Annotated in this window: 13 protein-coding genes; 5 read left to right on the top strand and 8 right to left on the bottom strand. The window is 66.2% G+C overall.

What is annotated here, in order from left to right; all coding sequences use genetic code 11:
• Positions 1 to 144: 144 nt before the first annotated feature.
• Positions 145 to 1596: a cardiolipin synthase gene (gene cls / locus BXE_RS13645; RefSeq protein ID WP_011488881.1), complete on the top strand. Its 1452-nt coding sequence runs from the start codon at positions 145 to 147 to the stop codon at positions 1594 to 1596.
• 46 nt (positions 1597 to 1642) lie between these two features.
• Here cls and BXE_RS13650 read toward each other — a convergent pair whose 3' ends face one another.
• Positions 1643 to 2122, bottom strand: a complete 480-nt coding sequence (locus tag BXE_RS13650; protein ID WP_007181414.1) for a glutathione peroxidase — start codon at positions 2120 to 2122, stop codon at positions 1643 to 1645.
• Between the two features lie 135 nt (positions 2123 to 2257).
• On the opposite strand from BXE_RS13650, the gene BXE_RS13655 reads away from it, so the two are divergent.
• Both BXE_RS13655 and BXE_RS13660 read left to right on the top strand, forming a co-directional pair.
• On the top strand, positions 2258 to 4231 hold the full coding sequence (locus BXE_RS13655; RefSeq protein WP_011488882.1) for an ATP-binding cassette domain-containing protein: 1974 nt from the start codon (positions 2258 to 2260) through the stop codon (positions 4229 to 4231).
• A gap of 121 nt (positions 4232 to 4352) precedes the next feature.
• Positions 4353 to 5411, top strand: coding sequence for a CaiB/BaiF CoA transferase family protein (locus tag BXE_RS13660; RefSeq protein WP_049782240.1), 1059 nt, complete (start codon positions 4353 to 4355; stop codon positions 5409 to 5411).
• A gap of 147 nt (positions 5412 to 5558) precedes the next feature.
• Here the strand turns inward: BXE_RS13660 and BXE_RS13665 are convergent, their stop codons facing one another.
• The 3 genes from BXE_RS13665 to alr all read right to left on the bottom strand — a co-directional run bounded on the left by BXE_RS13665 (position 5559) and on the right by alr (position 8560).
• The gene (locus BXE_RS13665; RefSeq protein ID WP_038457735.1) at positions 5559 to 5837 is read right to left on the bottom strand and encodes a DUF2866 domain-containing protein; all 279 of its coding nucleotides are present in this window, start codon (positions 5835 to 5837) and stop codon (positions 5559 to 5561) included.
• A 143-nt stretch (positions 5838 to 5980) separates the two neighbouring features.
• Positions 5981 to 7357, bottom strand: coding sequence for a DNA repair protein RadA (gene radA / locus BXE_RS13670; RefSeq protein WP_011488885.1), 1377 nt, complete (start codon positions 7355 to 7357; stop codon positions 5981 to 5983).
• Between the two features lie 132 nt (positions 7358 to 7489).
• On the bottom strand, positions 7490 to 8560 hold the full coding sequence (gene alr, locus BXE_RS13675; RefSeq protein WP_011488886.1) for an alanine racemase: 1071 nt from the start codon (positions 8558 to 8560) through the stop codon (positions 7490 to 7492).
• A 218-nt stretch (positions 8561 to 8778) separates the two neighbouring features.
• Here alr and lplT point away from each other — a divergent pair, with 218 nt between their 5' ends.
• Both lplT and thiD read left to right on the top strand, forming a co-directional pair.
• Positions 8779 to 10086: a lysophospholipid transporter LplT gene (lplT, locus tag BXE_RS13680; protein WP_007181408.1), complete on the top strand. Its 1308-nt coding sequence runs from the start codon at positions 8779 to 8781 to the stop codon at positions 10084 to 10086.
• 58 nt (positions 10087 to 10144) lie between these two features.
• Entirely contained in the window at positions 10145 to 10951 is an 807-nt protein-coding gene (gene thiD / locus BXE_RS13685) for a bifunctional hydroxymethylpyrimidine kinase/phosphomethylpyrimidine kinase (protein WP_011488887.1), read from the top strand.
• Positions 10952 to 11018: 67 nt separating this feature from the next.
• On the opposite strand, the gene BXE_RS13690 is transcribed toward thiD, so the two are convergent.
• Genes BXE_RS13690 through tsaB form a run of 4 tightly spaced genes read right to left on the bottom strand, consistent with a single transcriptional unit; the run spans position 11019 to position 14623 of the window.
• Positions 11019 to 12140 carry a DUF1853 family protein gene (locus tag BXE_RS13690; RefSeq protein ID WP_011488888.1) on the bottom strand — a complete coding sequence of 374 codons (1122 nt, stop codon included), beginning with the start codon at positions 12138 to 12140 and terminating at the stop codon, positions 11019 to 11021.
• Positions 12137 to 13342 carry a uracil-DNA glycosylase gene (locus BXE_RS13695; RefSeq protein ID WP_011488889.1) on the bottom strand — a complete coding sequence of 402 codons (1206 nt, stop codon included), beginning with the start codon at positions 13340 to 13342 and terminating at the stop codon, positions 12137 to 12139. Before BXE_RS13695 ends, BXE_RS13690 begins: the two co-directional genes overlap by 4 nt.
• A complete protein-coding gene (gene rimI / locus BXE_RS13700) occupies positions 13329 to 13823 on the bottom strand; it encodes a ribosomal protein S18-alanine N-acetyltransferase (protein ID WP_011488890.1) in 495 nt (164 codons plus the stop codon). Before rimI ends, BXE_RS13695 begins: the two co-directional genes overlap by 14 nt.
• Positions 13820 to 14623, bottom strand: a complete 804-nt coding sequence (tsaB, locus tag BXE_RS13705) for a tRNA (adenosine(37)-N6)-threonylcarbamoyltransferase complex dimerization subunit type 1 TsaB (protein WP_011488891.1) — start codon at positions 14621 to 14623, stop codon at positions 13820 to 13822. The genes rimI and tsaB overlap by 4 nt, the downstream gene beginning before the upstream one ends.
• Positions 14624 to 14690 lie beyond the last annotated feature (67 nt).

The following is a 14690-nucleotide window of genomic DNA, read 5'->3' on the forward strand; positions in this document are numbered from 1 at the left end:
GTTCTGCTGCATTCGCGCACGAAACCACGAAGCCTGACCGTCACGCGCCCCCAAAGCACGCACGTTCGGTAAGATAGGCGCGGTCAGCTACCCGGCGCTCATCGAACCGGCCCGGGCAGCGCTTCGCCAACCCTTCGTCCACCTATGCAATTCGACCTGCTTCACATCGGCACGCTGGTCGCCCTCTGCCACATTCTCGGCGTGGTCGCGGCGTGCCATGCGATTCTCAACACCCGCACGTCGCAAGGCGCGATTGCGTGGGCCGTGTCGCTGGTCGCAATGCCTTATCTGACGCTGGTGCCGTATCTGTTCCTCGGCCGCAGCAAGTTTGCCGGCTACGCGGACGCGCGCCGGGTCGAGAACGAACTGCTGCGCACGCGCGCGCATCCGCCGGAATGGGACACGCAGGCTTCGTCGGAAAGGCTGCCCACGCAGGAGCTCGGCGGCAGGCTCGTGCATTCGCTCACGCGTCTCGGCGGCATGCCGTTTCTGCCCGGCAACTCGGTGCGCACGCTGGTCAACGGCGCGGCAACCTTCGAGGCCATCTTCCAGGCGATCGAGGGCGCGCGCCGCTACGTCATCGTGCAGTTCTTCATCGTGCGCGACGACGCGCTCGGCGAGATGCTCAAAGACGCGCTGATCGCGAAAGCGCAGCAAGGGGTGCGCGTCTACTTCCTGTACGACAGCATCGGCAGCTTCGATCTGCCCCACCGCTATGTGGCGGCACTGCGCGCGGCGGGCGTGGAAACGCACCCGTTCGCCACCCATCGCCGCTTCGTCAACCGTCTGCAGGTGAATTTCCGCAATCACCGCAAGATCGTTTCGGTGGACGGCGAACGCGCGTTTGTCGGCGGACACAACGTGGGCGTGGAATATCTCGGCGGCAAACCGCCACTTTCGCCGTGGCGCGATACGCATATCGAAGTGCGCGGCCCGGCGGTCGCCAGCATCCAGTTCGTGTTCACCGAAGACTGGCACTGGGCCACGCAGCAGTTGCCCGAATTCGACATGCCGCCCGCTGCGGCCGCCGACCCCGCGGCCGGCCAGGGCATGCACTGCCTCGTAGTGCCGAGCGGCCCGGCCGACAAGCAGGAGACCTGTTCGCTCTTTTTCGTCGAAGCGATCAATGCGGCGCGCGAGCGGATCTGGATCACCTCGCCCTACCTGATTCCCGATGAAGCGGTGTTCTCGGCGTTACGGCTCGCGGCGCTGCGCGGCGTGGACGTGCGCATTCTGATTCCGAGCCGGCGCGATCACCTCGTCGTATTCGCTGCTTCCAAACTGTATGCATATGACTCGCTGCGCGCCGGGATCCGGATCTTCCGCTACCAGCCGGGCTTCCTGCATCAGAAGGTCGTGCTGATCGACAGCGTGGCCGCGGCCATCGGCAGCGCCAATCTCGACAACCGCTCGTTCCGGCTGAACTTCGAGATCATGGTGCTGACCGTGGATCGCGGCTTTGCCAAAGAGGTCGAAATGATGCTGCTGGCCGACTTCGCCGAATCGCGCGAAATCGACCGCAATGAGTACCGGCAGGCAGGCGCCCTGAAGCGCGTGCTGATGCACGTGGCGCGGCTCTTTTCGCCAATCCTGTAGAGACCGCCGTGACGCAACGCCAAGCCACCGTCGCCGTACCGCGGCCTCACAGCAGCTTTTCGATGTCCTCGGTAATCGCCTCGGGCTTCGTCAGCGGCGCGTAACGCTTCACCACATTGCCCTCACGGTCGATCAGAAACTTGGTGAAATTCCACTTGATCGCCTCGAGACCCAGCACGCCCGGCGCCTCGCCCGTCAGATAACGGAATAGCGGATGCGCGTTCGCACCGTTCACGTCCACCTTGTCGAACATCGGGAACGTCACGCCGTAATTCTTTTCGCAGAAGCTGCCGATCTGCGCTGCGTCGCCCGGCTCCTGCTTGCCGAACTGGTTGCACGGAAAACCGAGTACCGCGAGCCCGCGCGCCGCGTAGGTCTCGTACAGCTTCTGCAAGCCGGCGTATTGCGGCGTGAACCCGCATTCGCTCGCCGTGTTGACGATCAGCAAAACCTTGCCGCTATATTGCTCGAGGCTCACTTCCTCGCCGCCGAGCGTGCGTGCCGAAAACGAATAGATCGATGTCATGGGCTCCCCCCGTGAAAGCCGTCAGTCTATGCCAAAAGCTGCGCCGGTACAGTCGGCCGAATGGCCGATCCCGCTTGAGCGCCCGGTGTCGGGCCCGGCAGTCTAAAATAGCGGTTTTCTCCAGCCGGCCTCTTCGTGATCCGCTTTAACCAGTTCAGCCTCGCGCGCGGCACCAAGCCGCTCTTCGACAACACCACGTTCACCCTCAACCCCGGCGAAAAGGCCGGTCTGGTGGGGGCGAACGGCGCGGGCAAGTCAACGCTGTTCGCCGTGCTGCGCGGCGAACTGCATGCGGACGGCGGCGATTTTTCAATTCCGCCCACCTGGCAGATCGCCCACGTCGCGCAGGAAACGCCCGCCGCGGACAAGACCGCCCTCGCCTACACGCTGGACGGCGACGCCGCGCTGCGTACGATCGAAGCGCGCATTGCCGCCGCCTCCGCCGCCCATGACGGCGCGGCCGAAGGTGAAGCGCACGCGGCCTTCGCCGACGCCGACGGCTACACCGCGCCCGCGCGCGCCGAAGCGCTGTTGCTCGGCCTCGGCTTCACGCTCGAACAGACGCGCGAGCCGGTCAGCAGTTTTTCGGGCGGCTGGCGCATGCGGCTGAATCTCGCGCAGGCTCTGATGTGCCGCTCCGACCTGCTGCTGCTCGACGAACCGACCAACCACCTGGATCTCGACGCGATCGTCTGGCTCGAAGACTGGCTGCACCGTTATCCGGGCACGCTGATCGTGATCTCGCACGACCGCGAATTCCTCGACTCGGTCTGCAATGTCACGCTGCATCTGGAGCAGCAGCAGATCAAGCGCTACGGCGGCAACTACTCGCAATTCGAAGTGCTGCGCGCGCAGCAGATCGCGCTGCAACAAAGCGCGTACGAAAAACAGCAGCGCACGGTCGAGCATTTGCAGAGCTATATCAACCGCTTCAAGGCGCAGGCCACCAAGGCGCGCCAGGCGCAAAGCCGCGTCAAGGCGCTGGAAAAGATGGAGCTGATCGCGCCGGCGCATGCGGCCTCGCCGTTCACGTTCGAGTTCCGCACCCCCGATTCCGCGCCGAATCCGATGATGGTGATGGAAGACGTGCGCTGCGGCTATCGCAGCGAGAGCGAACCGGGCGTCGAGATTCCCATCGTCGACCACGTCATGCTGTCGATCCAGAACGGTCAGCGCATCGGCCTGCTCGGCGCGAACGGCCAGGGCAAGTCCACGCTGATCAAGACGCTCGCCGGCACGCTCGAACCGCTCGGCGGCCACGTGCGGGAAGGCAAGGGGCTGCGCATCGGCTATTTCGCGCAACATCAGCTCGAAACACTGCGTCCGGAAGACACGCCGTTGCAGCACCTCGCGCGCCTCGCACCGGACACGCGCGAACAGGAATTGCGCGACTTCCTCGGCAGCTTCAATTTTTCCGGCGAGATGGCGACCTCGAAGATCGCGCCCTTCTCCGGCGGCGAAAAGGCCCGCCTCGCGCTCGCGCTGATCATCTGGCAAAAGCCAAACCTGCTGCTGCTCGACGAACCGACCAACCACCTGGATCTCGAAACGCGTCACGCGCTGACTATGGCGCTCGCGCAGTTCGAAGGCACGCTGATTCTGGTCTCGCACGACCGGCATCTGCTGCGTGCCACCACGGATCAATTCATGCTGGTCGCGAAACATCGGCTGCAGGAGTTCGACGGCGATCTCGACGACTACCGCGACTGGCTGCTGCAACACGCGGCCGAACAGCGCGCCGCGCTCAAGGCGGGCACGGCGTCGAACGGCGGCAATGGTGGTAATGGCGGCAGCGGCAGTGACGGCGGCGCGGACAACGGCGTGAATCGCAAGGAACAGCGGCGCCTCGAAGCCGAAACGCGCCAGAAGCTCGCGCACCTGAAAAAGCCGCTGCAAAGCCGGATCACGAAGATCGAAAAGGAAATGGACGCGCTCAACGCGGAGAAGACCACGCTCGATGCGTTCGTCGTCGATCCGGCGAGTTACGAGCCCGGGCAGAAAAGCAAACTGACGGAGGCGATCCGCCGTCAGGCAGATGTGAACGCGCGCCTCGAAGCGCTCGAAGCCGAGTGGCTCGAGGCGCACGAGGAACTCGAACAGATCGGCTAGCGGCACGCTGTTTCAGGTCCGCGCCGGCATCGACGAGAGGTTGGCCTTGTCTTCTGCGACATCATCCGTCTCAACGCCTGCATCATCGGCCGTTTCATCGGCCACCCCGGCGCCGCCCGCGCTGCAAGGGCTGCGTGTGCTCGACCTGACGCGCCTGCTGCCGGGCCCGGTTGCCGCCTTGCGGCTTGCCGAGCTGGGCGCCGACGTGCTGAAGATCGAAGCGCCCGGCGCCGGCGACCCCACCCGCACGATGATGCAATCGTCGAGCGACCGCGTGGCCGGCCGGCCCGGCGCGTTTTACCGGCTGGTGAATCGCGGCAAGCGCGAAACGCGCCTCGACCTCAAATCCGAAGCGGGACGCAACGTGCTGTGCGCGCTCGCCGCCGAAGCGGACGTGCTGATCGAGAGTTTCCGGCCCGGCGTGATGGAGCGGCTCGGCATCGGCTACGAAACGTTGCACGCCATCAATCCCCGGCTGGTCTATTGCGCGATCAGCGGATATGGTGCGAGCGGGCCGTTCGTCGAGCATGCCGGCCACGATCTCAACTACATCGGCTACGCGGGCGTGCTCGATCAACTGGCGGGCCGCGACGGCGCGCCGATCCTGCCGAATTTCCAGATCGCCGACCTGCTCGGCGGCGCCCTGAGCGCGGTCACGCAGATTCTCGCGGCGTTATGGCATGTGTCGCGCGGCGGCGAAGGCCGCTTCGTCGACGTGTCCATGACGCATGTCACCTACGCGCACAACGTCGTGGCGCAGGTCGCGCTCGCCAACGACGGCGCGGCGCCCATCGTCGGCGGCAGTCTGCTGAATGGCGGCGTGCCCTGCTACAACCTCTACCGCACGCTCGATAACCGCTGGCTCGCGGTCGGCGCGCTCGAACTGAAGTTCTGGGAAACGCTCTGCATGGCGCTCGACCGGCCCGAATGGGCCACGCGCCACTGGAGCCTCGGCCAGGCCATCGGCGGCCCGGATGCCGCCGCGCTCACGCAGGAACTCGCCGACGTGATCGGCAAGCGTGCGCTGGAAGAATGGGTTGCGATGCTGGAGCCGCTCGACTGCTGCGTCTCGCCGGTGCTCACGCCGGCCGAGGCGGCGCGGCATCCGCTGTTCAATCCGCAGGCTGATGAAGCGGCGAATGTGAGTGGCGAAGACGGGGAAGAGCGGTCGATCCGGTAACGTGGGGGTATGTGCGCCGCGGGTGCGATCAAGTTTGGGGCGGCAAGGCAAATCGGCAGTCAATCCGCGCGGCGTGTTCGTCTCAGTTCGTCTCGCAACGAGGTCCGCCCAATACTTTCCGCAGCGGCCCACCCCGCCCCAACAACCTCAGCGCCGCGCCACCGTCTGCCGCGGCAAGGTCTGACGCGGCGTCTTTTCATCGTCGTACAGCATGTGCTTGCGGCCTTCCACATGACGGTCGATGGTCGCACGGACTTCGGCGGCAGTGGCGTCTTCGGCCACCACCCGCCGTGAAATCTGCCCCGCCGTGTCGATCCACTCGACGATCCGGCAGGCACCGCCCCACGGCTGGCGAATGGGCGCGGAGACGCGGCAGCCGCGCACGTGTATCGGCCGCTCGGCTACGGTTTCATATGACTGTTTCAAGGCGCGATCCTTTTTCGGGCATCAGAAGGGATGCAGACCCTTGCAGCTTAGGAAAAAGGAATGTCGGGTAGGTTACAGCCAATATGGAGATATTTACCGGCCATTACGGAGCAGCAGGCGCCCCGAAGCGCCCGAAGCCCCGTCTATTCGAGCGTGCGGACCCGGTCGATCGCCTGTTCGATCCGCTCGACCGCAACGACCTGTAAGCCTTCTATCGGCTGCTTCGGCGCATTGGCCCTGGGAATCACCGCGACGGAAAAGCCCAGTTTGGCGGCTTCTTTCAGACGCTCCTGACCGCGCGGCGACGGCCGGATTTCGCCGGCGAGACCCACCTCTCCGAACACCACCAGGCCCTTGGGCAGCGGCTTGTTGCGCATGGACGAATGGATCGCGAGCAGCACGGCGAGGTCGGCGGCGGGTTCGGTGATCTTCACTCCGCCCACGGCGTTCAGGAACACGTCCTGATCGAAACAGGCAATACCGGCGTGACGGTGCAGCACCGCCAGCAGCATCGCGAGCCGGTTCTGTTCGAGACCGACCGCAAGGCGCCGCGGATTCGGCGCGTTGGCGGCGTCCACGAGCGCCTGCACTTCGACCAGCAGCGGCCGCGTGCCCTCCTGCGTCACCAGCACGCACGAACCCGCCACCGACTGCTCGTGCTGCGACAGAAACAGCGCCGACGGATTGGCCACGCCGCGCAAGCCGCGCTCGGTCATGGCGAACACGCCGAGTTCGTTGACCGCGCCGAAGCGGTTCTTGATCGCGCGCACCAGACGGTACGACGAATGCGTATCGCCCTCGAAGTACAACACCGTGTCGACGATGTGTTCAAGCACGCGCGGCCCCGCCAGCGCACCTTCCTTGGTCACGTGCCCGACCATGATGATGGTGGTGCCCGACTGCTTGGCGATCCGCGTGAGTTGCGCCGCGCACTCGCGCACCTGGGCGACCGAGCCCGGCGCGGAAGTCAGCGCGTCGGAATAGACCGTCTGGATCGAGTCGATCACCGCGACGTCCGGTCGCTGCTCGGCGATCGTCGCCTGAATTTTTTCGAGCTGGATTTCCGCCAGCAGTTGCAGCTCGCTCGCCCTCGAACCCGGTTCCAGCAGTGAAAGTCGTTGCGCGCGCAACGCAATCTGCGCGGCGGATTCTTCGCCGCTGATATAGAGCGCGCGTTTGTCGGCGGCGATTTCCGCGAGCGATTGCAGCAGCAGCGTCGATTTGCCGATGCCCGGATCACCGCCGATCAGCACCACGCCGCCCGGCACCAGACCGCCGCCCAGCACGCGGTCGAATTCGCTCACGCCGGTGGTGAAGCGCGGCACGTCGGACGCTTCGATATCGGCGAGTCGGCGCACCGGCGCGCTCTTTGCGAGCGACTGGAAGCGGTGCGTGGACGGCGCTTCCGCCACCGACTCGACCAGCGTGTTCCACGCATTGCACGAAGGGCACTGACCGGCCCATTTCGGCGATTGCCCGCCGCATTCACTACAGATGTACACCGTCTTGGGTTTAGCCACGCGCTCGTTGCCTGAGTTGCTGTTCTTTGGATTGAAACATTGAAACGGCCGACGGGCGATCCGTTGGCCGCAGTGCCGCCCTGCCTTGTCCCGCCCTTACCCTCGCCCTTACCCGCGCGCTTACTCCTCGCCTTACTCCGCGCGCATAGGCACGCGCGGCGCCACGGCGCACATCAGCTCATAGCCGATGGTGCCGCAGGCCTGCGCGACGTCGTCGATCGGCAGCGCGTTGCCCCACAGTTCGACGCGCGAGCCGACGTTGGCGGTAGGAATCGGCGTCAGGTCCACGGTGAGCATGTCCATTGAGACGCGCCCGACGATCCGCGTGCGCACGCCCTCGACGATCACCGGCGTGCCTTCCGGCGCGACGCGCGGATAGCCGTCCGCGTAGCCGCACGCCACCACGCCGATGCGCATCGAGCCGCGCGCCTTGAACGACGAACCGTAGCCGACCGTATGGCCTTCGTGGAGCGTTTGCACGGCGATCAGTTCCGAGGCGAACGTCATGGCCGGCTGCAAACCCGTGCCTTCGATCGCGGCCGTCACGCCGGACGGCGACGCGCCGTACAGGATGATGCCCGGGCGCACCCAGTCGAAGTGCGTGGCAGGATGCCACAGCGTGGCCGCTGAATTGGCGAGGCTGCGCGCGCCGGCAATGCCCTGCGCGCCGCGCTCGAATGCCTCCACCTGGTAGTCGACACCGCGGTCGCCGTCGGCGTCCGAGAAATGGGTCATCAAGGTGATCTGGCCGACGCCCTGGGCAGCGCGCGCCCGCTCCCACGCGGCGCGGAACTTCTCCGGCGTGTAACCGAGACGGTTCATGCCGGTGTTCATCTTCAACTGGATGTTGACCGGTTTGGACAGGCGCGCCATTTCCAGCATGCGCAGTTGCTCGTCCGAATGCAGCGCGGTGGTCAGGCTGTAGCGGTCGATCACGTCGATATCGGTCGGGCGGAAAAAGCCTTCGAGCAGAAGAATTGGCCCGGCCCAGCCCAGTTCACGCAACTTCACGGCTTCTTCCAGGTCCAGCAACCCGAAGCCGTCGGTTGCGCGCAAGCCCGGAAAAACGCGCGCAAGACCGTGCCCGTAAGCATTGGCCTTGACGACGGCCCAGATTTTGGATTTCGGTGCGTAACGCCGGGCGACGGCGAGATTATTGGCGAGAGCGGAGGTGTGGATCGTGGCTGAAAGGGGGCGCGGCATGAGATATTTTCGTAAAGACGCTTGCGAATCAGCGGCTTACAGGGCGTTTTCAGAGCCAGGTAGCCCGCTGGGCGGTGCGATCAAGGATTTTGCTAGTCCGAATCCAGCTATTTTCGTGATATAAAGCCGTGCGCACAACCCATTTCGAACGGTATAAGCCCGGACGCTCAATCAGCGGCCGGGGCGGACAGACCGCAGCGAGGACAGCATCGCATCAGATGAAAAAAGGTTTTTACACCATCATGGCCGCGCAGTTTTTTTCGTCGCTGGCCGACAATGCGCTTCTGATCGCCGCTATCGCACTGCTGAAAGATCTTCACGCCCCGAACTGGATGACGCCGCTGCTCAAGTTGTTCTTTGTGCTGTCGTACGTCGTTCTTGCCGCCTTCGTGGGCGCCTTCGCCGACTCCCGTCCGAAAGGACGCGTGATGTTCGTCACCAACACCATCAAGGTGGTCGGCTGCATCACCATGCTGGTCGGCGCGCATCCGCTAATTGCGTATGGCATCGTGGGGTTCGGCGCGGCGGCCTATTCGCCCGCCAAATACGGCATTCTCACCGAGCTGCTGCCGCCTGACCGGCTGGTCGCCGCGAACGGCTGGATCGAAGGCACCACCGTCGGCTCGATCATTCTCGGCACCGTGCTCGGCGGAGCGCTCATCAGCCCGCACATCGCCGCGCCAATCCTGCGGCAGCACATTCCCACCGTCAACACACCCGCCGAGGCGGCGATGCTGGTCATCATGGCCATCTACGTCATTGCCGCGCTGTTCAATCTGCGCATTCCCGACACCGGCGCCCGCTATCCGAAACAGGAACGCGGCCCGATCAAGCTCGTCACCGATTTCGCCGACTGTTTTCTCGTGCTGTGGCGCGACAAGCTCGGCCAGATTTCGCTCGCCGTCACCACGCTGTTCTGGGGCGCCGGCGCAACGCTGCAATTCATCGTGCTGAAGTGGGCCGAGGTGTCGCTCAACATGTCGCTCTCCGAGGCCGCGATCCTGCAGGCGGTGGTCGCCGTGGGCGTGGCGGCCGGCGCGATTTTCGCGGCCTCGCGCGTACCGTTGAAGAAGTCGCTCTCGGTGCTGCCGGTCGGCATCATGATGGGCATCGCCGTGATGCTCATGGCGTTCTACACGCGCGACCTGTTCCCTGCCCATTGGGGCCTCTATTTCGGCCGCATGCATGTGCCGGGCTATCTGATCGTCGCGTACATTTTCCTGATGATCGTCGGCGGCCTGTCGGGCTTTTTCGTCGTGCCGATGAACGCGCTGCTGCAGCATCGCGGGCACGTGCTGCTGTCGGCGGGTCACTCGATCGCCGTGCAGAACTTCAACGAAAACCTGTCCGTGCTCGTCATGCTGTGCCTGTATGCCGTGCTCGTGTGGCTCGACGTGCCGGTCACGGCGGTGATCGTGCTGTTCGGCACCTTCGTCTGCGTGATGATGTGGTTCGTCATGCGGCGTCACCAGGCCAACCAGCGCGCGTTCGACTCGGTCGCGCTGATCGGCGAAGTCAAGCACTGATCCGCAGCGGGTTTCGGCTCGCGCCGGTGCCCGCGCCTTCTTTCCTCCTCGCTTTGCCATGACTCAACCGATTCCCAATGTGCTGACGATCGCCGGCTCCGATTCCGGCGGCGGCGCCGGCATTCAGGCCGACCTGAAGGCTTTCTCGGCGCTCGGCGCGTATGGTGCGAGTGTCATCACCGCGCTCACCGCGCAGAACACGCGCGGCGTCACCGCGATTCACGCGCCGGACCCCGGCTTCGTCACCGCGCAACTCGACGCGGTGTTCGACGACATCCGCATCGACGCGGTGAAGATCGGCATGCTGGCGAATGCGCCGATCGCCCGCGCGGTGGCCGACGCGCTGCGCCGGCACAAGCCGAAGCACGTCGTGCTCGACACGGTGATGATTTCGAAGAGCAACCATGCGTTGCTGCTGCCGGACGCGGTCGCGGCGGTGCGCGACGAATTGCTGCCGCTCGCCGATCTGCTCACGCCCAACCTGCCGGAAGCCGCCGCGTTGCTCGGCGTGCAAGCCGCGACCGATGAAGCCGGCATGGTCGAGCAAGGCGAAGCGCTGCGCGCGCTCGGCGCCCGCGCGGTGCTGATGAAAGGCGGCCATCTGAGCGCGGCGGACAGTCCGGACTGGCTGGTGCAGGAGAGCGGCGCGCTGCGTCTGGGCGGCCCGCGTGTGCCGGTGAAGAATACGCACGGGACGGGTTGCACGTTGTCGTCGGCGATCGCGGCGCTGATTCCGCAACGTGGCGACCTGGCAAGCGCCGTCGCCGATGCGAAGCAGTATCTGACCGGCGCGCTGCAAGCGAGCGATCGACTCGACGTCGGTAGCGGCGTCGGGCCGGTGCATCATTTCTATCGGTGGTGGTGAGGGGCGTCGTGCGCGGGAATTGACCGGCCGGGTCGGCCGGCTTACGCGTTTTTTCACTTAACCGCGGCTACTGCCGCGCGTAGTTCTGGGCCTGCTCCGGCCACTCGTCCGGCACGATAAAGCCGCGCGAGCGCTCGATCAGATTGCCCGCGCTGTCCTCGGCGAACGCGGCGACCATCGCCGGGCCGGGTTGATGCGATGTTTGCACCGCGAGCGTTGGCGCATCGGCGAAAATCAATCCTGCGGCCTGCGCCTCATGAGGTGCATGCCGCCGCGGCGCGAGCCACTCCAGCCGCGGCAACGTCCGCCACTTCTCCGTACCGGCCGCAACGAATGCAGGCCAATCGCTGCGCGTCACCCACCAGCCACGGGCATGCGCCGGATTTAGCTCGGCAGGCTCGAGCGGCGTTTCGCCGCGCCGGTAAAACAGCCAGCCTTTGATGAACATCTGCGGCGTCCACGGCCCTGCGTAGCCGACCGATGCGAACTCCTCACGCGCGCTCAACGGCAACTGGTGATTCAGCAGATGGGCGAGCTTGAGGTCGAAGCGGTCTTTCAGATTCGGACCGACGTAGTGGGATAACTGGGCGGGTGACGGCGTGGGTGACGGCTTGGATGGCGGCGCGGATGGCGGCGCGGATGGCGGCGTGGATAACTGAGAGGATAACTGCGCGGATGACTGACCGGACAACGGCGCAAACGACTGCTCCCGCTCTTCACCGGCATGCAGATAGCACTTCACGGCCAGTTCCCAATGCAGCCGCGCGCCCCGCTGCGTCTGGACCAGAAAATCGCATTCGCCGAGCGTGACGCCCGCACGCCGCAGCGGCACGCCCGCGGCCACCAGCCGCGCCGCTGGTCCGTGCTGCAGGAACCAGCCGAGCAGCCGTTCGGCATAGCGGCCGAGTCGCGTGGTGCGCGTTGCCGCGAGGTCGTGATGCAAGGGCTCAGGCGCGGCGTCGAGCGCGCGCAGCCAGTCGACGGTTGCCCGCGCCTCATGCTGCGTTTCAAAGGGATTCGCCAGCACGCCCAGCGGTGGTTGCGGGCGCAACAGATCGGCACTCAGCAGCAACCATGCGAGATCGCGCACGGCAGAATCATGCAGGCTGTCGAGCAGCGTAGCGCGACTCGCGGCATCGATGCCGGGCGCGCCGGAGGAACCGGCCGCCGGCTCCCCGGCAGTCGTCACTTCGACGCGTTCGACGCGTTCGATGGCACACCGCCCGCCGCGCGCCACGTGTCGCGCGCGAGGCACAGGTCGGCCCAGGCTTTCGCCTTGTCGGGCAGGCTGCGCAGCAGATACGCCGGGTGGTACGTCACGATCACGGGCACCCCTTCGTATTCGTGCACGCGGCCTCGCAGCGACGAAATGCTCGCGTCGGTTTTCAGCAGGCTTTGCGCCGCAAAGCGGCCGAGCGCGACGATCAGCTTCGGCTTGACCAGCGCCACCTGACGTTGCAGATACGGCTCGCAACGCGCGACTTCGTCCGGTTCGGGATTGCGGTTGCCGGGCGGCCGGCATTTGATCACGTTGGCGATATAGACGTTGGCGTCGCGCGCGAGCGTCAGCGAACGCAGCATGTTGTCGAGCAGCTTGCCGGCCTGGCCGACGAACGGCTCGCCCAGACGGTCCTCGTTCTCACCCGGCGCTTCGCCGATCAGCATCCAGTCGGCACCCCGATCGCCGACGCCGAACACCGTGTTCGTGCGCTTCTCGCACAGACGGCAAAGCCGGCAGGCGGCGACGCGCTCGCTCAGCGCGTCCCAGTCGAGGGTGTGGATCGCGGTGGCTGGGGGCGCGGCGTCGGCTGCGTCTGCTGGCGCGTGGGTCGGCAGGTCGTCGAACCATGCGAAATCATCTTCCGGTGGGGCGTCGAATGCCGGCGGCTCGGGTGTGCGGGATGGCTGCTGCGGTTGCTTTGGCTGACGCGTTTCGGCGGGCGTTTGTGCCCGGCCTGGCGCCGCCTGCGCCGCATCCTGTGCAGGCGGCGCGCGGCGTTCGCTCTGTGCCGGCGCGGCATCGGCCCGTCGTGCCTCGCCTGCTCGCGACGCGGCCGGCGCGGTTTCCTGCGTGCGCACTGCCGCCGACCCACTCTCCCGCGAGCGCGCGGCGGGCGGCGCAGTTTCCTCCTCCGCAAGCGCAGAGGCCGGCGCGGCTTCCCGCGAATGCGAGCGCGCAGCGGGCGGCAACCCGCGCGCCGCACCGCGCACATCGTCGCGGCTCGCACCCTGGCCGGCCGTGTCGCCAACGCCCTGCGCGGCTCCGGCGTCGGCTCCGGCTCCGCCTTCGGCCTGCGCTTCAGCAGCCGCTTGCGGGGCCGCCGCCATCCCGCGACGCACCCACAGCGGCGCGAGTCCGAACTCTTCCAGTACCGATTCATGCAGCGCCATCTGCGCCCTCCGAGGCAAACGAGAAACGCATCACGATGGCGTCCTCCCGGCTGCGATGTCGCGCCGGATAATAGTTTTTGCGCCGGCCGATCGACGCAAAGCCGAAGCGCTCATACAGCCGGATCGCCCGATGATTCGACGGCCGCACTTCCAGCAGCAGGCCCTCGAGTTTTTCAGCGCGGGTAATGCGCACCGCTTCGCGCAGCAGCGCGAGCCCGGCGCCGGCGCCTTGCGCCGCCGGCGTCACGCACAGATTGAGCAGATGCATTTCGTCGACGACCGGCATCAACACGCAATAACCGATCAGCGTGCCCGTGACGTGGCGCAGACAGACGCCGAAGTAACCGTTGCGCAGCGAGTCGCCGAAATTGCCCCGGCTCCAGGGAAACTCGTAAGCGATCTTTTCGATGGCGGCGACTTCGTCCAGATCGCCTTCGGTCATCGGCGACATGTACCGGTCTGCGAGCAACACGCCACTCATTGCCGGCCCTCGCCGTGAGGGACATCGTGCGCGAGTCTGGCGGCTTTTTCGGCGACCCGCTCGGCCGTGGTCTGGGCGACCTTGTCGCGCACGTACTCGGGCGCGGCCTGATCCGCAGGGACCGTGCGGCCGGCGCGAAACGCGCGCAGCGCGGCGTGGGCGAGCGGCACGGCGTGCGGCAACGCTTCGCCGTCGACGCTGCGCGCCGCAGCGAGCGCGGGCAGCCGCGCACCGAAGGCCGCGGCGGCGTTGCCCGCCAGCGTGAACGGAACGTCGGGCAACGCGAGCCGGTCCGGCGCATCGAGCGAAGCCCGCTGGACCGCGCGCCATTCGCCCTGCGCATCGTCCCAGGCGTAGTCGGCCCAATAGACTTCGTCCATGCGGGCGTCGAGCGCGGCGAGCACGCGCGCGGCCGACGGATCGCGCAGACGCGCGCTTTCGGCACACGCGAGCAGCGTGCTGATCGGCACGACCGGCAGATTCAGGCCAAACGCGAGGCCTTGGGCGACGCCGGTCGCCGTCCGCAAGCCGGTGAACGAGCCCGGACCGGAACCGAACGCGATAGCGTCGCAGTCCGCCAGTTTCAGGCCGGCTTCGTCGAACAGTTCGCGAATGGCGGGGAGCAGGCGCGTGCTGGACACCGCGCCGGTTTGCTCGTGGCGCACCCAGACGCGCGGTTCGGTGCGCGGCTGTCCAGAGGCGGCAGGCGCGGCGCCGGTTGCATGGCCGGCGGCCGACACAAGCGCCACCGAGCAGAATTCGGTTGAAGTATCGAGGGCAAGGAGCACGGTTTCAGTCATGGACCGTATTGTAATCGGCACTGCACGCGCGGATGTGGTTTGGCTTGCGGCGTGGGCGGTCCGGATT

This window comes from Paraburkholderia xenovorans LB400 (genome assembly GCF_000013645.1).
GTDB classification, from domain to species: Bacteria; Pseudomonadota; Gammaproteobacteria; order Burkholderiales; family Burkholderiaceae; genus Paraburkholderia; species Paraburkholderia xenovorans.